Origin of the sequence: Fulvivirga imtechensis AK7 (assembly GCF_000331535.1) — a bacterium.
GTDB classification, from domain to species: domain Bacteria; phylum Bacteroidota; class Bacteroidia; order Cytophagales; family Cyclobacteriaceae; genus Fulvivirga; species Fulvivirga imtechensis.
The window spans coordinates 1-20,331 of the sequence record NZ_AMZN01000029.1 but is presented as its reverse complement, the minus strand read 5'-3'; the positions used below and the strand labels follow the sequence as shown (position 1 = coordinate 20,331).

At 41.0% G+C, this 20,331-nt stretch carries 23 protein-coding genes; all 23 read right to left on the bottom strand.

Translation table 11 applies throughout. From position 1 onward, the window contains the following. Positions 1-279: 279 nt before the first annotated feature. Positions 280-717, bottom strand: coding sequence for a class I SAM-dependent methyltransferase (locus tag C900_RS08825; protein WP_009579410.1), 438 nt, complete (start codon positions 715-717; stop codon positions 280-282). Between the two features lie 88 nt (positions 718-805). Continuing rightward, positions 806-1,150 (bottom strand): 5-carboxymethyl-2-hydroxymuconate Delta-isomerase, encoded by a 345-nt coding sequence (locus C900_RS08820; RefSeq protein WP_009579409.1) that lies wholly within the window; start codon positions 1,148-1,150, stop codon positions 806-808. A gap of 68 nt (positions 1,151-1,218) precedes the next feature. Then, a complete protein-coding gene (locus C900_RS08815; RefSeq protein ID WP_009579408.1) occupies positions 1,219-1,737 on the bottom strand; it encodes a GNAT family N-acetyltransferase in 519 nt (172 codons plus the stop codon). Between the two features lie 37 nt (positions 1,738-1,774). Then, positions 1,775-2,701 (bottom strand): alpha/beta hydrolase, encoded by a 927-nt coding sequence (locus tag C900_RS08810; RefSeq protein WP_009579407.1) that lies wholly within the window; start codon positions 2,699-2,701, stop codon positions 1,775-1,777. A gap of 139 nt (positions 2,702-2,840) precedes the next feature. Further along, a complete protein-coding gene (locus tag C900_RS08805) occupies positions 2,841-4,301 on the bottom strand; it encodes an L-lactate permease (protein WP_009579406.1) in 1,461 nt (486 codons plus the stop codon). Between the two features lie 11 nt (positions 4,302-4,312). Continuing rightward, positions 4,313-5,323, bottom strand: coding sequence for a 2-hydroxyacid dehydrogenase (locus tag C900_RS08800; RefSeq protein ID WP_009579405.1), 1,011 nt, complete (start codon positions 5,321-5,323; stop codon positions 4,313-4,315). 199 nt (positions 5,324-5,522) lie between these two features. Beyond that, positions 5,523-6,287 (bottom strand): oxygenase MpaB family protein, encoded by a 765-nt coding sequence (locus C900_RS08795; protein ID WP_009579404.1) that lies wholly within the window; start codon positions 6,285-6,287, stop codon positions 5,523-5,525. A gap of 644 nt (positions 6,288-6,931) precedes the next feature. Beyond that, the gene (locus C900_RS08785) at positions 6,932-7,603 is read right to left on the bottom strand and encodes a DNA alkylation repair protein (RefSeq protein ID WP_009579403.1); all 672 of its coding nucleotides are present in this window, start codon (positions 7,601-7,603) and stop codon (positions 6,932-6,934) included. Between the two features lie 55 nt (positions 7,604-7,658). Continuing rightward, positions 7,659-8,165: a DUF4199 domain-containing protein gene (locus C900_RS08780; RefSeq protein ID WP_040496232.1), complete on the bottom strand. Its 507-nt coding sequence runs from the start codon at positions 8,163-8,165 to the stop codon at positions 7,659-7,661. Positions 8,166-8,281: 116 nt separating this feature from the next. Further along, positions 8,282-8,791, bottom strand: a complete 510-nt coding sequence (locus tag C900_RS30825) for a response regulator transcription factor (RefSeq protein ID WP_009579401.1) — start codon at positions 8,789-8,791, stop codon at positions 8,282-8,284. Positions 8,792-8,909: 118 nt separating this feature from the next. Next, positions 8,910-9,299, bottom strand: coding sequence for a VOC family protein (locus C900_RS08770; RefSeq protein ID WP_009579400.1), 390 nt, complete (start codon positions 9,297-9,299; stop codon positions 8,910-8,912). A gap of 19 nt (positions 9,300-9,318) precedes the next feature. Then, entirely contained in the window at positions 9,319-9,879 is a 561-nt protein-coding gene (locus tag C900_RS08765) for a DUF7986 domain-containing protein (protein WP_157493956.1), read from the bottom strand. Continuing rightward, positions 9,830-9,976 (bottom strand): hypothetical protein, encoded by a 147-nt coding sequence (locus tag C900_RS29815; RefSeq protein WP_009579398.1) that lies wholly within the window; start codon positions 9,974-9,976, stop codon positions 9,830-9,832. The genes C900_RS08765 and C900_RS29815 overlap by 50 nt, the downstream gene beginning before the upstream one ends. Positions 9,977-10,394: 418 nt before the next feature. Then, positions 10,395-10,865: a RidA family protein gene (locus C900_RS08760; protein WP_009579397.1), complete on the bottom strand. Its 471-nt coding sequence runs from the start codon at positions 10,863-10,865 to the stop codon at positions 10,395-10,397. A gap of 107 nt (positions 10,866-10,972) precedes the next feature. Then, a complete protein-coding gene (locus C900_RS08755) occupies positions 10,973-11,536 on the bottom strand; it encodes a Crp/Fnr family transcriptional regulator (RefSeq protein ID WP_009579396.1) in 564 nt (187 codons plus the stop codon). Then, positions 11,508-13,172, bottom strand: coding sequence for a SulP family inorganic anion transporter (locus C900_RS08750; RefSeq protein ID WP_009579395.1), 1,665 nt, complete (start codon positions 13,170-13,172; stop codon positions 11,508-11,510). The genes C900_RS08755 and C900_RS08750 overlap by 29 nt, the downstream gene beginning before the upstream one ends. Positions 13,173-13,849: 677 nt before the next feature. Further along, on the bottom strand, positions 13,850-14,065 hold the full coding sequence (locus C900_RS08745; RefSeq protein WP_009579394.1) for a carboxymuconolactone decarboxylase family protein: 216 nt from the start codon (positions 14,063-14,065) through the stop codon (positions 13,850-13,852). 219 nt (positions 14,066-14,284) lie between these two features. After that, positions 14,285-16,993, bottom strand: a complete 2,709-nt coding sequence (locus C900_RS08740) for a cation-transporting P-type ATPase (RefSeq protein ID WP_009579392.1) — start codon at positions 16,991-16,993, stop codon at positions 14,285-14,287. Positions 16,994-17,146: 153 nt separating this feature from the next. Beyond that, entirely contained in the window at positions 17,147-17,650 is a 504-nt protein-coding gene (locus tag C900_RS08735; RefSeq protein WP_009579391.1) for a hypothetical protein, read from the bottom strand. Between the two features lie 623 nt (positions 17,651-18,273). Then, positions 18,274-18,645, bottom strand: coding sequence for a nuclear transport factor 2-like protein (locus C900_RS08730; protein ID WP_009579389.1), 372 nt, complete (start codon positions 18,643-18,645; stop codon positions 18,274-18,276). Between the two features lie 238 nt (positions 18,646-18,883). After that, a complete protein-coding gene (locus C900_RS08725; RefSeq protein ID WP_009579388.1) occupies positions 18,884-19,159 on the bottom strand; it encodes a YdeI/OmpD-associated family protein in 276 nt (91 codons plus the stop codon). Between the two features lie 148 nt (positions 19,160-19,307). Beyond that, a complete protein-coding gene (locus C900_RS30820) occupies positions 19,308-19,442 on the bottom strand; it encodes a hypothetical protein (RefSeq protein ID WP_281168987.1) in 135 nt (44 codons plus the stop codon). A 177-nt stretch (positions 19,443-19,619) separates the two neighbouring features. Next, on the bottom strand, positions 19,620-20,057 hold the full coding sequence (locus C900_RS08720; protein WP_009579386.1) for a nuclear transport factor 2 family protein: 438 nt from the start codon (positions 20,055-20,057) through the stop codon (positions 19,620-19,622). Between the last annotated feature and the right edge of the window lie 274 nt (positions 20,058-20,331).

Below are 20,331 nucleotides of genomic sequence, written 5' to 3'. Positions count from 1 at the left end.
AGCAAATACTTTGCTCAACATTGAAGCTGTAAAAAAATCCCCCGAAGACCTGGCTCCGGGGGATTTTCTGTTGTCTATAGTTGGCTTTAATTGTTGCCAAGGTAGCAGGATAATATATGTAAATGAACTACACATCGATCAGTTTCCAAAATAAGCAGATAATATACAGATTGCAGGGATAATTGGTTTGCCGGCAAAGAATAAACGACAGACTATTGAGCAGGACTCCGCTTTTGAGAAGACTTCATCCCCATTTTTTTTTTAAAGTCACTAAATCTTTCATCGAAAATCATCAAACGGAAGTTCTTTTAGTGGGTCCCCGCCATCAATGTAAAGTTTTCCATTTTCAGTTAAAGCTTTGGCAATTCGAGGAAGGGCCAATGCTCCTACTTTCGGATGCCGGCCATCCAATGCGCCCACTCGGACGGCAAATGCAATATCATAAGGCTTTTCCCCGGCCTCCAACTCAAAATCCTCAATAGCAACCTGTCGAAAAGACAAACACCCGGATTTTATTTCTGCTTCAGAGTTCTTTACAGCCTGCTGGATTGCCTTTGCGGAACGGTCAATCGCCAGAATATAACCATCTCCTATCCTGTTAGCAATTTCACGAGCGGCAACACCGGGTCCACAGCCAATTTCCAATACACGGATACTTTTGTAAAGTGGAAGTGCATTTACAATTTCCTCCAGGCGGGGAGAAAGTTTCTTACTCATAGAAAAATGTCATTTTACTTCGAAGTATTAGGTTCATGCCAGCCATTTTCACACCTTTCCAACTCCATCATTAATGCAAGAGACAGTTTTAAACCATAGATTTGTTGCAATAAGTGGCTTTTTCAAAGTCCCTGATGTTGATTGAAATAATGGGAACATCGGGAAACATAGATTTTAGAGCCGCGGTTATCCTTTTAGAAAGGTCACTCTTTTGGTCCACAGTTCGCCCTTCCATGATGTTGGCAAAGACATGTATAAAATCATTTTTCGTATTTCCGACATTGTAATGTTGAAAGGGATTGATCCTCACTTTTATGTCTCCGTTTGCAAAAAGCCCGGTTGATTCCGCTGCTTTATATACTTTCTGCATAATTTCCTCGGGTAACTTCAACCGGGTGATGTTCTCCGAGCAGTCAATTACAAAATGTGGCATATCGTGTATTACGTTACCGACCCGATTGTGTTACGGTTCCTGCTCAAATGTCGTTATCATTCATTCAATCATAGATTAAATTCTAATAGTGTCAATGCCAAATTACGATTATGAACGGGTAATTCAGGAGTATCCGGGGTAATGAAATTTTCAACAAAATTAAAACCAAAGTTCTTGTAGTAGTCTATAATTGTAGGGTTGGCGGTCCATGTGTCCATCCGGATACTGCTAAGTCCGTGCTTTTTGCAGTGGCTGATTGCCCATTCCAGAATCTTTCCAAACAACTTCTGCCCTTTAAATTCCGGGTTTACCACAATTCGATGCAAGTATATAGATTCTCCTTTGTCTCGTTCACGCCAAATAATTTTATCGACATAGCAAACACTGAATACAATGGCCGGCTTAGCATTTATCATCACCTTATACTGATTTTTATTCTCGATATCCTTGACGATTGCATTGCGATCGTAGTTTTTCCACACCGGGTAACCTCTTTTCTCCTGGTAAATAATAGATTGTTCGAATAAATCAAAGATGAGGTCCAGATCAGCTTTTCCTGTATTTCTCACTTCATATTGGCAAGCCATTTGTGTTTCTTTGCACTGGATTAGTTCTTATGTCGCTTTACTCCCTTAAATTCTTACTTACCCACAGCACGAGCTCCACCTCATCTACAATAGACCATGAATGTGGATGTCGGAATCCGGCACTTCTGAAACCCGGCTGCTTCGCAGGCACAAATTCCGCCTTCTCATTGCCCGCCAGCAAAAGTCTGTTGATCAGCTCGGAGGCTGCCAGCGCATTGGAGTCAAACAAGCTTCTCCTCCTGTTTTGCAACAGCCAAATAACATCTATATCATGGTATACACGTACGCTAACATCTTTAAGGAACCTTTCATTGCCTGGTTCGTCAAGGTCTGCATTGAAGGGGGTCAACTTGTCGTAAGTTGCCTTATTTTTGACCGGATGTCCTATTTCCCTCAACATTATTTCTGAAACAAAGTTGGCTTCACCTACCCCTGCTTCAGAATAATTTTTCTTGATCTCCCTTTGGAAATAATCCCAAATATTAAACAAATCTACAGGTGAGTCAACGCTAAACACTCCTTTTGGTTGAATTGATGCCTCCTGTGGACGCTCATAGCAATATTCAGCGTATCGCAGGCTGATAGTTCCACCAGCCGAGAAGCCTCCAATTACAAACTGGTCCCTACTCAAGTTGTACCTTTCTTTTACGTGCTCCAATGTTGCATTCAGTTTGGTCATCACTTCTTCATCAGCATACAACTTTCGTCCACCCGCCACAGCAATGGTCAAAATGCCGTGCAGATAGGCAACGTTGTGAATTTTAGTCTCAGGAAAGATACTTTCTGCTGTTTGACCAAATCCGGGCAACAGTACGAGAACTCCTGAAATTTCTGTAGATTCAGGTGCTATGGCCAGGTAATAGCCATCACCGGGTTCATTATTAAAGACTACTTTTTCATAATTCTGGCCGAACGATACCCCAACACAAAACACCAGACATATCACTGAAAGAAAGTTTTTCATATTTTTTTTAAAAGGTCTATGATATATATTTCTTCAAATATGATTGATCTTAAAAAATATACAAAATAAATTAGGTATTCCTATGCCCAAAACCAGCAACCATTGTGATTCACTATCTCCAACTAATAGTTTTTGATATCTAAAATTTAAGACCAAAAAACATGATCAAATATCCCACCAATGATACTACCAATGACGCACCTAAAACCGGCATCATATTCTTCTTGAGAATAGCGCTATAATTCTTAACGTCAGCCACAGCAGCAGCGGCAATTATATTAAAAAGACAAATGGCATTGCCCAGCGATGCTCCGGCCAGTTGAAGTGCCAGAATAAGCTCTTCCGGGTAAAGTAGATGCTGGGCAGTATTGAGTTGTACTGGTCCGAAAATCACATTAGAAACAGTTGTGCTACCGGTAATAAACGCTCCTAAAACGCCTATAAAAGGACTTAATACAGGATAAGCAGCACCTGACTCACCAAAAATGGCGCCTAGGGCTTCTACCATTGAAGGCATGGTAGTTCCGCTCGACAACATAAGGCGGGTAATGGCAAGTGAAGGGAACAAGACAAGAAAAACAGCCATTGTTTTTGTAAGTACCGGCTTTATCTCAAACGAGAGGTCCTTGGCTAAAAAAGCGGCAGAAATCGCTGCAACGATAAAAGGAACCAGAGGAGATCGCAGTGGCTGTAGAGAAGCGCTCACACCGGTACTCAGGATTTCATTAAACGATAACCGGAAAGCCAGCAAGGAGGATAGTGGAGAAATTATTTTAGGGATTAAAAGTAACCCTACCAAAAGAACATAAGGGATCCAGGGCTTCCATTTTAATTTTTTATTGGTAAAGAAAAAGAGGTAAGAGATTATAGCCATAAACACTGCCGCCACCACTCCGGTAAGCTCCAGTAAAAAGTAGCTGAAAGTTACAAACAGCCCCATAATACTCAGGTATACCATCCAACTGTAGTCCCTGACACCTGTGTTTTCTTTTTTCAGAAAACGGTGAACCGACAGCAATACAATAACACCTGCTGCGGCCATGGTTATAGCAGCGTAAAGGTATATTTTAGGGATCATGGCCGAGGGAAGCCCGAGTGGTGCTTCCAGCCCTACTGATACGGGAGTGCCAATGGCACCTGATAAAGCGAAGATACCATCTATGAGCAATACAGATGCAACAGACATGGTTGCGGAAAAGCCCATGGAGATGAGCAAAAGCGGCACAATGGCCCCAGGAGTGCCAAAACCCGCCACACTTTCAAAAAAGGCTGTCAGAAAAAAAGCCAGAAAGTAAAACTGAAAATTTCTATCTGAGTGAACCCCTTGTAATGATAGCTTTATGCCATTGATATACCCCTTTTGATCCATCGTGTGATAAAGAAATATCGCTCCAAAGACAATCATCAGTATGCTTATAGTATCAATAAAGGCAGCAATAAATGAGGCAGGAAAAGCCAGCCAGTTGCTGTCCCATATAAAAAACAAAACTGAAGTAACTGCAAGACCGGTATACACCCCTGGTTTGACCCCTTTCCACAGACTTATCAGCAGAAGCATGACAACGGGTAAAACAGCCAGCGCACTATAGGTGAGGCTCATTCTGTTGACGTTTAAGCGTGTACTTTTTCAGACTTCACCTCATTATCAAGTGCTTTAGCTTCCAGAAATTGATTGATATTGGAGACTGTAGTTTCCGCAATGTTTTTCATCGCATTTTCCGTAAAAAATGCCTGGTGTGAAGTGATCAACACATTTGGAAAAGTGATCAGCCGCATAATCAGGTCATCGTGAATGATCTGATCACTCAAATCTTTAAAAAAGAGGTTTTCTTCCTGTTCGTAGACATCCATACCAAGATAGCCTATCTTTCCGGACTTTAGCCCTGTAATTAATGCTTTTGTATCAATAAGTCCGCCTCTGCTCGTGTTAATCAGCATGACCCCTTCCTTCATCAGGTGGATAGCATCTTTATTGATCAGGTGATGGGTTTGGGGTGTCAGGGGACATTGCAGGGAAATGATATCTGATTGCCTGAACAATTCTTCGAGAGAATGATATGTAACACCCATCTTCCGCACTTCTTCATCAGGATATGGATCATTTCCTATAACATTGCAACCCAACCCAAGCATGATCTTGCAAAAGATACTACCAATTTTCCCTGTTCCGATCACCCCTACCGTCTTTCCATGTAAATCAAACCCTATCAGTCCGTTAAGGGAAAAGTTATTTTCCCGCACCCTGTTAAAAGCCCTGTGGGTTTTTCTGTTCAGTGTCATGATCATGGCCAGCGCATGTTCTGCTACGGCATAAGGAGAATATGCCGGCACCCTTACCACTTTTATGCCATGATCAGCAACAGCTTCCAGGTCTACATGGTTAAACCCAGCGCTCCTCAGAACGATCAACCTCACGCCATTTGCAGCCAGCTTCTCAACGATATGACGAGTGGCTCTGTCATTCACAAAAATACAAACTGCTTCAAAGCCTCTGGCAAAATCAGCAGTCTCTTCGGAAAGGGAGTCTTCGAAATAATGAAATTCCACGTTATGGCCCTGAGCGGCTTTCTGAAGGAAATTTTTATCGTAGGGTTTGGTACTGTATACTGCTACTTTATACATAACGCTTGTATTTAGGTTTGTTGTTGAAGTTTCTTATACAAAAGCAAACATCGCAACAGAAATGGAATGCTTCCTTTGTCTTTAAAATTAAACAACAATTCAAAATAATGGATGTTAATTTTTAATTTGTAAGTCCTACTGTTCAGACATTAACTGCGCGGATTGATCCGACTTTTATTGTCTAAAGATTGTGCCACTGTTAGTTTGGTGCGGTATCCAGCGCCTTGATCTCGCTTTTATATTTTGATGGAAGAATGAGGGCCTTCATCAGCCAATCAACCCTAATGCTTGTGGCCAGCTTGTACGCTGCGATCAGGGGATTCAGAAGGGAAACTCTGCGCAGGCCAAGCAACTCACGGACCTTCTGCGGCACAACCAACGCTTGTGTTTCAATTAAAAGCCTGTAGCGCATTAGGCCGAGGTGTTTTCGATACTGAGTAAACAAGTCGTCTGTAAAATGTGTGCGCTGTAGGTGATGTTGCAGATGTTCCTGCCGCATTTCTACCCATGCTTCAAAGGTTTCAGGCAGCTCCTTTACTCCCATTCGGCTTCCTAACCTATAAAACACCTGAAACACCTCTTTCTTTTCTCCGGCAGTCAGCTTACGCTCCAGCACCTCAAACGACCTGATGGAATAGTCGATCAGCATAAAAAGTACATCGCGATAGGCCCAGTCAGGAATTTTTGCTCCTCGTTTCGCCTCCACACCAGCATGTATCTTCGTCATGGCATCAATGGCACGTATAGCAGCATGCTTTTCAGAAAAGACAATAGCCCGGGCGTACGAGACGGTAGAGAAGAGCCGCCCGAGAGGATCGACAGGAAGGCGACCGGTGAAATATAACCAATCTACCGCCTTATTGAGTGCAAATTCAGCGGCGGCACCGGCAAATATGGTAAGAATGGTATCACCCTTTCCCCATATTTGGCGCACCACTGAATTTTTATCTACGAAATATTCCATTAGTTTTTTTAGACTTGAGCATTGAGATATGAGTATTGAGACGCTCTCATTAAAACTCATAAACACCCAATTTAATTCCAACTGCCACCCAGTCCTAAAACGCTGCCAAGCCAGAATCCGATGACGAAACAATTACTCTAAACATGACAGCCAATATTTTTCACCCACCTGTTTTTAAAATCCTGTTGAGTGACAAAATAATTAGTGCCTCTATGAAAACGCCAATGTACGCGTTACGCTCGTTCCAAAAATGCTCACGTACCTCGGTACGCGTCAACTCAGCTCCATTTGTGTAGTTATCGCAGCGACACACTTCGGGAAAACGAAGAATGACATTTTTTTTACAATTTGGATACTAAGGATAAAAAAAGGGCAATAGGAAAAACAATACACCCGATATGGAAAATTATTTGGCCACCGACTATAAGTGCCATCAGACAGTATTTTGGTCGACTTACATATATGCCATCCAAAAAAGGCCTATCAAGCCTGGCAAAGCCGTACTTACTTACTTATATACCCAAATAATCCAACATCGGACTCCTCCGGCTTTGCCAAATCTGCAATTCGCTGCCTTTTTAGAGATGTTAGCAAGTCATGGTCAACAGATACTCATCATGAATTAGCGTACCATGGGCAACTTTTTATGTCAGCTTTTGTCTTTTGACTATTTCATTAATCCATATGGGGGCAAAGGGCGAAGTACATCCTTTAGAAACAGGATAATCACGATATATGCCAAGCTTTTCATCAATTTCAATAGCTCTTTTTCTGTGTTTCGGATGATCAATTCCTATCTGCGCCAATGCTGAATTCATTGTCCATTGTACCTCGGGTGCTACCTTTGCCATCTCCGACTCCAGCCTCTCTAAGATCTTGTTGAGATCCAACCCCTCAGCATCTCTCGCCACTCTGCCTGCAGTTAGGCTCCACCCTGCCCGGGCAGCCCAAATATTATCAGAATTTAGCCATTTTTCACGAAGAAAATCCCTTTCAGCATGTTCTTTTATAATGTATGCATTGAACCAATCTGCCACCTGTACAAACCTAATTGACTTTACCATTTCGTTCAGTTCATCAGCAGTAAGTGATTTTGGCTTCATTATCAAAATGGAGAGCAACCTAGCATCAATATTTCCGGTCTTCCACAGCTCTAAAGCCAGTTCGTGGTTGGTACGCACTTCCTTTGCCATTTTACGAAGGTCTCCTAATTTAACACCGAATTGGTTCTCTCCCGCTCCATTTTTGACATTGTGAGCATACATCTTTTCATGGCTAAGGGATTTAAGCCTTATGAGTATTTCCTGAAGTGTCATTGCATTTTTTTTGTGTTATCAACTTTACAACAAGCCAACCTTGCCATGCTGCACTTCATGCTTCTTTCCTTTTCAAAATTATTGAGCTCACCAGTGCAACGATTACCCCTACTGGCAAGACCTCCGCGTAGGTAATGAGGATAACGAAAAACGGGCTTTCATACATCTTACCGAAATTTTCCATTTCCTCCGTTTTGGTTGCTATCTCAGCCTCTGAAGTACATTGATGCAAAACATGAGCGGTGTACTTTTCGATAAAATCAGGCACGAACAGGTAATAGTAAAAGAGCCATACCACTACGTAGACCGTAGAAGCCACCAAAGCTATAAAGAATCCCGTTTTAAAGGCTTTCCTAAATGAGATGGTGCCACCGAGATCTTTGTTGCGGTAGTTCCTGATACCAACAAAGATCAGAGAGAAAATGACCACCATAACGACATAGCCTAGCAGATCGTTACTCTTAAACTCCGGATTGTTGTACAGCATGTTGACCATTATGATCATGTTAGTACACAAGACAGCGCCCATCACTAATCCAAAAATCAATGCGTTTCTTTTCATTTCTAATTCCGTTTGGTTATGGATACAAAATTATTACGACAGCATAATGGACACTTAATACTTTAGTACCAATTCTTCGCTTTCAAGACAAAATTCATACTAAAGTAGGAGATTGGCTATTCAACAATTCTCAGTCTTTTTGCTTTCTCTATTGCCTGGGCCCGGCTTTTTACATTCATTTTCACATAAAGGTTTGAAACATGTGTTTTGACAGTGCTTATTGAAAGAAACAGGCTTTCTGCAATATCTGCATTGCTGTATCCTCTTGCGACAAGCTGTAATACTTCGTGCTCGCGGTTGGTAAGATCAAGTTTTTCCAGTTCTATTTGGTTGATGACGAAATTCTCCGGCTGCGGTATAAAAACCTCTTTTTCTACTACGACTTTCTCAACTTTCGGTTTGGTCAGTTGTGTCGCTACCCAAACCCCCAGGATGGTAAAGAAGATTGCGATGAGTCCAATGTAGATGTCGAGAGAGTTGTCAACGATCAGAAACTTCCACTGTAACCATTTCAGTACAAAAACCAAAACAGCCAGGACTGATCCGTACAGAATAATGCGCCTGGCTTTGAGAAATATTTTGATTAGAAAGGTCATAGCTCTTGCATACTCTTTGGTTTCTCCCATTGATTTCTGAAATGAATTCAATCGACAGCAGTAAAATAGTAAAATCTGCTTAAGCTAACAAAGGTTGCAAATGGATGCAGGAGGCTAAAAGCAAGAACCCCTGAAAGTGAATCTGCACCTAACCTTCGTATTTATGAAATTCGGTAACTGTCAAGTAGTATCCGTCAGGATCTCTAAGCGAAAACTCTTTTCTTCTAGAATTAGGATTCAGGTGGATATCCTCCTCAACTGAATAACCAAGTTTTTCGACATTTTTCCGTATCGTATCCATATATTCAGTCCTGAAGTAAAGGATCAGACCATTTCCGGGCGTAATATCAGAATTGATCATCGTGGGATGCTCGTGTGCGCCCCATTGGTGAAGGCAGATCAAAACTTCACTATTTTCATCTACCAGTATATCAAACTCTCTTCCCCCATGCATACTTTTACATCCAAATACTGCCTGGTACCATTTGGAACTGGTTTCAACATCTTTTACAGCTATTATCGGATCTGTTTTTGTCATTTTGACGCTTCTATCCGCTTTATAATATTGTATTTGAATTGAGGTCTAGCATCACAGTATCAACTCCATATTGTTTGCTTCTTTTATGAAATAAGAGGAACAAGTCAGTTGAGTTTATTTTGCCATTCCTTTTCACTTTTGCAAATGAAACTTCTCTAAGCATCTTCTTTTTTGTAAAAGGGTCGAATCCAAATGACACACCTGAAGTCATGTAAACATCTCGTACCGGTAACGCCCTCGAATATATCGCCATTCCAATTTTTGCTGTTTGAGAAAGACCTAAATCCATTAATTTTAGTGCTGGTTGATGTGGGTTAATCAAATCTTTCAGCATCACAGTAAAATTATTTGTGTCTACTTCTATAATCTCGAAATATGACGTTTTATTATTCACCATACCTTCCAGCACTTCTTCCTCAATGTCATCTAATTGAACGTTGCTTTCATAGAATTCGTCAACTAACCTGGTATTAAGTTTATTTCTCTCATAAATAAGGAAATCCATTAAAACATCACTTTCCTCACTCGCATCAAATATCATAGCTCGCCCATCCCAAAAAGCCAAGCTGTTTCCCTGCATAGATGATATCGCTTTGCTTATCTTTTTTAAAATCGAGAATTTTAGAAGCCAGGATCTTCCTTGTTTCTCTTATGTTTTTGTAATCTTTTAAATTCATATTTTTTTATCTTGTAATAATCTCTTCAACATAAAAACCAGAGCTTGGACTAAAACGTGCTTACGATAAATTACGGCATTTATTGTAATGCGGAAATAACCGGCCGAAGCCCTGCCACCTATTTCGGCTTCTGACTATTTGGCGTTTTGTTCTTCAATTTAGCTTTATTTAACTATAAAAAAGCTAGACTGAAGCAGAATTTCACTCGCTATTTTGGGCCATACGCTGTACTCATTTGAAGAAAAAAATACATCCCTGGAGAACTAGTATCAAAGATGTATCATGGCCTGTAAATTATCCCACACAAACTCAGTTTTTTTTGGAAAGCCAGGTTCAAAGAGATTCCAAAATTTGCAAGCTGTTAATTCTCAAAGCCTTTTTGTCAAGGTTTATTCGGTCCTGTAATTTTTTGATTACTCTATTTAACCACCGTAGCTTCCAATTCTACTTTCAGTGTTTCATATAGACCCTTTACCTCGATGAGCGAGCTCGCTTGTTTAATATTATTCTTCTCTATCCATTCCTGGAAGATACCGAAGCTGTTGAGCAGCTCTTCCGATGAAGTGGTATAGACATTTAATCTAACAATATTTTCGCATTTATAGCCGGCCTCATAAATTACCTTTTCAAGGTTTTTAATAGCTTGTTGAAGTTGAGTTTTCATATCGGCAGTGCTGGAATTTCCTTCATTATCAATTGCTGTTTGACCAGACACATATAGGGTGCCCTCTACATGTTTTACTTCGACAGCCTGAACATAGCTGCGTGCATCCTGCCATTTCCAAGGGTTAATTACTTTCTTTTCCATTTGATTTACGTTTTTGTTTTGTGCTTTAGCACATGTGATTGCCAATAAGATCATACCTATGGCTAAAGTTTGCTTTTTCATTTTGTATTACTTTTTATAGGTAGTACAAAGCTGGAAATCAGGCAGGAAATTGACCAGTGACATTAATCACTATTTCAGGACATGTTGCATAAAAGTTGATCTGTATTTTAATCATGTAGCCTGCTCAGTGTCTCCCGGGAAACACCCAGGTAGGCGGCCAGTTGTGTCTTGGATACCCGTTGCAACAACGCTGGATATTGTTGCAGGAGCTGCTCATATCGCTCCCTGGCATTAGTTGTTAGTAATGATAAAATACGCTGTTGCGACCCGATAAAACCCAAATGTGCTTTTTGAAGGAAGAAACTTTCCATCTTTGGCATGTCCCGGCATAAATTCTGATAGTCATTAAGCGACAGGCAAAAAACAGTGGTTTCTTCAAGACATTTTAAGGACATTGCAGCCTTCGTTTGGGTAAAATAGGCATAGAAGTCACTTTCCCACCAGTCTTCCATTGCAAAAGACACGATATGCTCCTTTGCCGAATCATCGACATATGTCAATTTTAAAAGTCCGGATATAATGTAATAAGCATGCTTAACTTTTTCTCCTTGTTCAAAAATAAAATGGTTCCTTTTAAAATCTGCAACAGTGAAGTGAGATATTACCAGCTCAAACTCCTTATCCGTCAGAGGTACTATTTTTTCAATATGGCTTCTCAGTAATTCCTGCATTTACCCTATCGATAGCGATATTTATATCCTTGACCACAAATTCTTTATTAATAAACTCGTATAAATTGAATTTCTCAAGATCGTGCTTTAACGCATCACTCGCACCGGAAATAACAACTTCGGTTCCATGCGCATGAAATGTTTTAATGATTTCCTTCAAGCTTTGAAATCCTGTGGCATCTATCAGGGGCACATACCGCATTCTTATAATCACCGCTTTGGGTTTGATATGTAATTGTGTTATTGTTTCCTGGAACTGCCTTGCCGCCCCAAAGAAGAGTGGTCCGTTTATTTCATAGAGTACCACATTTTTTGGTATTTCCAGTCCTTCATTTTCAAAAAGTTGTTCACCGCTCACACTGTCTGCTGTGAAGTTTTGGATATGTACAGACTCACTCATTCTTTTCATAAATAGAAAGCTTGCCAGCACAATACCGATCTCAATGGCAATAATTAGGTCAAAGATAACAGTGAGAAAAAAAGTGGTCAATAAAATGATGACATCCATTCTATTTCCTTTGAGGATCGACAGGAATTGTCTCCATTCGCTCATATGATATGCTACTACGATCAGAATGCCTGCCAGGCAGGAGAGTGGAATTAATTTAGCATAAGGAGCAAAAAGTAACATGATAGCCAGCAAAACGACCCCATGAATAATACCGGCAATTGGGGTTCTCCCTCCGTTTTTCACGTTAGTGGCGGTTCTGGCAATGGCCCCTGTAGCAGGTATTCCGCCAAATAGGGCCGAAAAGATATTGGCCGAACCTTGTGCTACCAATTCCATATTAGAGCGGTGTTTGCCGCCTATCATGGAGTCGGAAACAACGGCAGAAAGTAGTGACTCTATGCTGCCCAACAAGGCAATGGCAAATGCCGGTTGGATCAACGATTGTATAGTACTAAAATCTATCGCTGGAATTGCCGGTATGCTCAATTTGTTAGGAATTTCACCGAAGTTACTTTCAATGGTGTCTACGGGTATATTGAAGAGCTGAACGGCTACGGTGGACAAAATGATGGCAACTATGGAGCCGGGTATCTTTTTTACCAATTTTTGGAAGTGCAGGGTCAGTAAAACAGTACTAACAGCAATGGCAATGGCATACCCATTGATATTGTTAAAATGATCAAAATAAACGCTCCATTTTTCCAAAAAATCAGAAGGAATGTTCTTTATACCTAACCCAAAAAAATCATTTATCTGGGAAGATAAAATGATAAGCGCAATGGCACTCGTGAAGCCTACGATCAACGAATACGGTATAAATTTTAAAAGATTGCCCAGCTTTGCAAGTCCTAGTCCGATAATGATAAAACCAGCCATAAAAGTAGCTATGGTTAAACCATTTAAGCCAAATTCCTGCACAATGCCATATACGATAACAATAAATGCACCCGTTGGCCCTCCTATCTGAACCCTGCTGCCTCCGAATGCAGAAATAATTATTCCGGCAATAATGGCTGTTATCAACCCCTTTTCGGGGGACACCCCGGATGCAATGGCGAAGGCAATAGCCAGTGGCAAAGCCACAATTCCAACGATCAATCCGGAGATAATATCTTTTGATAGTGTTTCTCTGGTGATCCCTTCTTTTAGAAGTGAAAACAATTTCGGAGTAAATTCTACTTTCATTCTTAAAATACAGTGCTTTCTGAGTGAATTATTGTCTCATCGGCAACCTCAGTCTTTGTAATAACCGAAGCAGGTAGCAAAGGTAGCTTTGGTAAAAGTAAATAGAAGTGGCGATCTTAACAATGGTGTGTTTAGCTGATTTCGCTTGGCTAAAGTCGGTAACTTTCATTTGCTTAATCCTATTTCCTCAAAGGCAAACGTGATCTGCATCCTTTATTCTCCCGGATCGTCCTCATGACCACTGATCATAGCATCCCGGCGATGTAATGTTAGTAGCACCGGGTTCCTTAATTCTATTAAGTTAAGGATGTCATTCCGAGAACAACAACTTTTAGTTGATCTTGAGGATAATGACATTATGCCATCATTAACATAGAAGAGGAGCAAGAGAGATCACAAACCACCACGTCATCCTGGAATGACGGTAGTGGAGAAATTAAATAACTCATTGATTATCAGCATGTAATGAAAACTTATCATTGGTACGGATGTCATCCCGACTTGAGAGGGATCTATGCACATGCCACTGCTACAAAGGACCTCTCCCTCTGGAGGAAAGTCTTGTTGGTCTATAGTTTCACAGCACTAATAATTATCATAACTTTCCAAAACCAAAGGCAAATACTTTGATGCTGCTTTCATTCCAATAACTGATAAACCTAATAAAACAGTGGTTTTTACCTCTTCTCTTGAGGCTCCAGCATTTTTGCCATCGGAACATGCATTTTAACTGCCCTTTCATCATCAGCAATCATCTTCATTCCAATATAGATCAATTGCTTAGTCTTATTATCAAGCCCTTTGTCTCCAATCAAAGATTGAATGAAATTAGCATAGGATTTTTGAATTTCAGGGGCCTCTTGAACAAATGTTTGTAACGGATTATCGTTCATAATATTTAATGTTGATTTTTGGTTTCAATTAGTCAAAATGCACTCCACGTTGACAATGGATTATGATAACCGAGTGCCTGCCCTTTCTACACCATATTTATCCACCACAGCCGAAGCTCAACGATTAATAAATTTACAATTCCTGGTGCATTTTCAAAGACATGTTTTGTCCTTGCCTATTGCCGAATTTATGGATAGTTCTTTATACCTGAAATAAAATCAAAACTCTTCTGTCCCGGTTAATTTTCTCCTGACCGTTTTTTCAATAAATACAATTGTAAAAAGACAGAGACCTGCTGCAAGTATCAATAACCAGGATGAAAAATCGATGGGCTCCGAGTGAAACAAGATGTTCATAAACGGTGCATGTATAAATATAAGTTGAAGAAGCAGCATGGTAAAGGTGCCGTAGTAGACCCACTTATTGGAAAACCACCCTATGTCTTTTACCGACCTTCTCAGTGAGCGGCAATTAAAGAGATAAAATGCTTCTAAAACAATAAAAACAGTAGTAGCTACGGTCTGAGCTTTCTGCAATGTAGCTCCTCTCGATAGTTCATAACGAAACAAAACAAATGAAGCCACCATGATCAAAGTACCCACAAGGAGGGTTCTCATGATCAAAGGAAAGGTGAGAATAGGCTTATTTGCCGGTGTAGGTGGCCGGTTCATGATCCCTGGCTCTTTAGGTTCAAAAGTAAGCATCAGACCAAGCAAGATCGCTGTTGTCATATTGATCCACAAGATCTGAACAGGAGCAAGTGGCAATTGAGTGGCAAAAGCAATACTTGCCAGGATCACAAGTCCTTCTCCCAGATTGGTAGGGAGTGTCCATACAATAAATTTTGTAAGGTTGTCCAATACACCCCTGCCCTCCTCTACTGCTGCTTCAATAGATGCAAAGTTATCATCAGTAAGAACCATATCTGCGGCATCTTTTGCCACTTCTGTTCCGGCAATACCCATTGCAACCCCTATATTAGCCTGCTTCAAAGCCGGTCCATCGTTTACTCCGTCTCCCGTCATGGCAACTATATTATCCATCGCCTGAAGCGCCTTAACCAGCCTGAGTTTCTGATCGGGGCTGACCCTGGCGAATACCGACACCTCTTCGGCTACCTCCTGCAGCGCTGCATCGGATAATTTTTGCAGCTCCAGTCCGGTTATCGCTGTCAGCTTGTCGTTTTCGGTTTTTCCTTTGATACCTAATTGAGCGGCTATGGTGGCAGCCGTTAAAGCATGGTCTCCGGTGATCATTTTCACCTTGATGCCGGCTTCCTGGCATAATGCAACTGCCTTTATAGCTTCCTCCCTCGGTGGATCTATCATTCCCGCCAGACCGGTAAAGATCAGGCCCTCTGCTACATCCTGGTGGTCTACATTGGTTTTCGACTTGTCAAAGTTTTTAAAAGCAAATGCCAGTACCCTTAGACCTTCTGCGGCCATTTTCTCTGCATTCTTCTGAATAAAGTCTTTATCTATGGATACCACCTTTCCTGTTTTATCCATCATATGTGTGCATGACCTAAGCACAGCTTCCACGGACCCTTTGAGGAACAATATATTTTCCTCATGTTTATGCAGAGTAGCCATATACTGATATTCAGACTGGAAAGGAATTTCGTCTATGCGGGGATAGTAATGATCAACATAATGATCCATTATACCTGCCTTTTCAGCCGCACTTATCAGCGCTGCTTCCGTAGGGTCCCCTTCGGCTATCCACCTGCCTTCATCCTCTTTTATCCGACTGTCGTTGCATAAAACGCTCCCTCTTAAAGTGTGATGGAGAGCCGGGCTATCATTTAAATCAACCTCTTCCCCTTCAAAAAGTATTTTACCTTCGGGTTTATAACCTATCCCCGTCACATCAAAAAAGTCTTCCCCTCCCATTATCTTTTGTACGGTCATCTGATTTTCAGTAAGCGTCCCGGTTTTGTCCGAACATATGACATTAGTGCTTCCGAGGGTTTCAACAGCTACGAGCTTTCGTATAATGGCCCTTCTTTTGGCCATTTTAGAAACACCAATGGCGAGCATAATAGTGACTGCTGCCGGCAGGCCTTCCGGTATCGCCCCTACCACCAGGGCTACCGATACCATAAAAGCGTTTTCAAGGCTTTCTCCTCTTAACCAGGCCACTAATAAGATCAGTATAGAAAAACTGAGAATAACCCAGAGCAACGTATGACTGAACTTTCTTATTTTTATGGTTAAAGGCGTGTCCAGTTCCTCCGCAGTAGCAATAGATTGATTGATCTTACCCACCTCAGTACGGTCTCCTGTGCTTACCACAATTCCTTTTGCCGTGCCATAGGTAACTACTGTGGTTGCAAAGCCAAGATTTGTACGGTCCCCAAGTATAGCATCAGTATTGACCACTTCTGTACCTTTTTCCGCAGACACCGATTCTCCGGTAAGGGCTGATTCATCAATCTGAAGGTCCTTAACCGACACTAATCGCACATCTGCCGGCATTTTGTCGCCCGGTTGTACGGTTATAATATCTCCCGGAACGAGGTGAACGCTTTTAATAACCGTTGCTTTTCCATCTCTGATTACCGTAGCACTGGTAGTCATGCTCCTGGACAACGCATCTATGGCTTTCAGCGCCTTTGTTTCCTGTATATATCCGATGATGGAGTTAATAAGTACCACGGCAAAAATAACTATGGCATCCAGGTATTCTCCTAACAATACGGTAACAAGAGTAGCACCAAGGAGAATATAAATCAGCGGCTGATTAAACTGGAGAAGAAAACGCACTAAGCTGCTCTGAGCCTTTTTTGGTGTAATTTTGTTTTCTCCATATCTTTTTAAACGCTCATCAATTTCCCCTCCGGACAACCCTTTAAGAACATTGGTTTCAAGTTCTTTTGTTACCTGATCCGGTGTAAGGGTATGCCATTTGATGTTCCCGTTTTCCATGGCTATATTCTTTCATAGTTCTTTTACTAAAATAGACAAAATACAGCTTTTGTTCGAATTAATACCATCTATCACATCTCACCCAGGTTATACATGACCTCTTTTTAGTAGCTTGACAGTAATAGAAGCCACTTAGCGTTTGTCTCATATTTGCTAATTTGATTTAAAATTTACTATCCTTAAAAATAATGGGATCAGGCCCATTGAAACGGCTATAAAAATGCCCACTCTTATGTAATTTAAAGTCTTCCAGACATTGGCTCGCTTGTGCAGGTCCGCTGCCGAACCTATTCCTTCGGCAATTTTTTGAAACTCAATGATATTTGGCGCAAAATATGAGAGTGTCCAAACTCTGACTGCGAAATGAATAGCAAATAGTACCAATAATCCATTTCTAATTGGGATGAGCTTCCAACAAAAGATGATGGCTAATATAAAAGTCAATTCGTGCAGGGAATGAACGACAATCCAAAAGGTCTTTAACCCAGCTCCATTTTTGTTAGCTAATAGTGTGAAAGTAGCAGGTGGATTGGCTGTCCATTTTGGGACCATTACAACAGTTTCAAAAATTTGAGCTCCGTTCATTAAAAAATAGGTCAGACTCGTGATGAACATCCACAATTCTGCCCGTGACAAATAACTTTCAGTAATATTCATTAGTCTATTGATTTTATGGGGGTTGTCGGACGGATACAATTGATTTAGTGATTAAAAAAGCAAGATCAACCTGATTCGTGTCTCTAAGAAAACGTCAATGTCTGCGTTACGCATGTCCCAAAAATGCTCTCAAAAGGCCACTTAGAGTTTTGTTTCAAACATTAATTCGTGTTTGTAATAAAACTCACAACTTATCGTCATTGCGAACGAAGTGCGCCAATCCGCTCTTTCCTGGCGTGCATTAAGAGAGGATCGCTTCGACTTCTCCCCGTGGCCAGCCCGAGGCAGGCGCGATGACGGTCAGAGTTTTCTTATGGACACTAATTCAATGAAATATCTTACGAAATAAGTATCTTAGTTTCAAAGATAAATAGATACGATGATTAAGAAAAATTTGTTTGAAATTCTCCTTTGCGAATATTGTAATGATGTTGATGGTTCTACATCAGACACTCCTGGCAGTGAGTTATTGTCTTGGGTAGGAATCGCAGTGTTTAGTGAAGGAGCCCATATGGTAAAATAGGTGGAGTAGCTGAGCGAAACAATATAATTCACTCATAGCCCACCCACGGCAGGGTTTGGTCCACTACCTCTGGCAATTCTTGTTTCGGTCTTACTGCAATTCAATTATTGAATGAAGTGATTGATTTTACTTTTACATCCTTTGCTCCACTAAATTCATAAAAATCCGAGAAGGCATATTTCTTTCCATTCTGCATTATCATGGTCCCGCTTGCTGCTCCTTCCTTTCCGTGGGTCAAAATTCGCTCAATCACTAATTCTGCCACCTCTCCGGATCTTATTTGCTTCAATTCATGATCAAACTTTTCATTTCCCTCAATTACTTTATCCCCGACTACATTCCAAGCGATTTCTGCCGTTACACTGTAGACCAAAAAGTCCACATCCCGCTGTGCAAAAGCGATGCTCAACTGTTTTATAAATTCTCTTTTCGGGGCATTTCCACAGTCAGGACTTACAGTTATCTTTGTCATTTTTTGAGTTGAGTTTTATAAAGCGTATCTAAGATAGGCCTCGCTCATCTTCCCGCTGTTGGTGTGTTTTACCAACAACTAAAAACGCTAATAACTCATTGGTGAAAACACCCACAAGTGCCTACTTTCGGTCAGATCAAGCGCAGGCAGTCCATTTCCCCGTTTGTTTTGCAATGTCAATGAGTTGCAGTCCCTGCTCCGTCATGCGCCCCTTCTTTCATCATTCTTTCTGCTCGTTCTATGTTATTTTTGCTCCAGTTGCTGCGCTTCGGATTACGTTTTGAGAAAGCAAGGTAGTGCTTTCATCGTCTCTCCTTTTACAGAGACAGTCAATCCAGCCGAAGCAAAAGGCTTCTTCAGTGGCTTCAATGAGGCTAAGCGATAGGGTGGCGCTATGCTTGCGAAACAAAATGAGCCACACCGATTTTTCATTTTGGCTGTTAGCTGCCAGCCAGTCTCTCCACTGCCGCCTGGTTTTGGCATAAAAAGCCATTTTTCCATCTTTCATTTCCATAAATACTACAGTTTACTTCTTATGCGAAAAAATTTCCAGGTAATGCTTATTGGTCATGATACCAAAAATATTCCCAAAGGGGTCCACTACAGATGCAGTTACGAAAGCCCCCATTCCCTCCACTATGGTCAGTCAACTCCTGTTCCCATTACAGTATCAAATCATATCTTGTGCTGTAAGCTTCGTCACCATAGGGTGCCGTCCAGCCGCCATATTGGAAACCGCCCGATGTATCTTCCTGAGGACTACCAGGGGCTTGCATTACCCCATCTAAAGTAATCATTGATAAGACAATTATTTTTCTCATAGCTGTTGCCGGTTGGTTACATTACAAATGTCGGCAACAAAAGGGGTAACCATTGCAGTGTAAATGCGGCAATTTTGGGGGTGAATATGAAAAACCTGCCACAAATACGACATGATCATCAAGAATTTGCAGCGAACATCAATGAATGAATGGCTATAGCAATTGGCGCAGAAAATAGACCTTTGAAATCTTACCACCTTCAATCACATAAATAGCGACTGCATGCGCCACAATTCCGTTGGGCAGTCCTGTTATTTCCTCATGATCAATAACCTGACTTCCATATACCATTCTATTAATTACCTTTGCTTTACGTTCAGTCAGCCGTTTAAAGCTTCCTTCATATGATGCCCGCAGCTTATCCTTTCCTTTGTACTTTAGATCATTGGGAAAAGTATAAACCTCCACATCCTCGCTGTAAGGCGTAATAAAAGTCTCAATATCCCGTTGGTTATAGCCTTTCAGTTGCAAGTCAACCAGTTCAACTGCCTTTTTTTCACGGTCAGAAATATCCTTAAGAATCTCTTCCTTCGTTTGAGCAGCAAGTTCGCCAAATAGCAAAACGATCAAAAGGGTATACAGCATTCTCATATCACAGGTATTTGATTATTTATTTTTAGAACCATGCTAATAACAGAAATTATGTTATTTATCATAACTAAATATGAATATTTTTCACAATACATGCAAGGTTGTAATCTATAAATAAGAAACTACAGTTGATAAGAACGAGCTGAATGGCTGTTGGCGATCAGTGGTGTTCAGTTCCACCAAAAAGACCCGGCTGAGATTACCCAGGAAGACATCATCAGCTACCTCAATTTTATTAAGAAACAGTTTGGATCGGGGTATGACAAATGCCGAA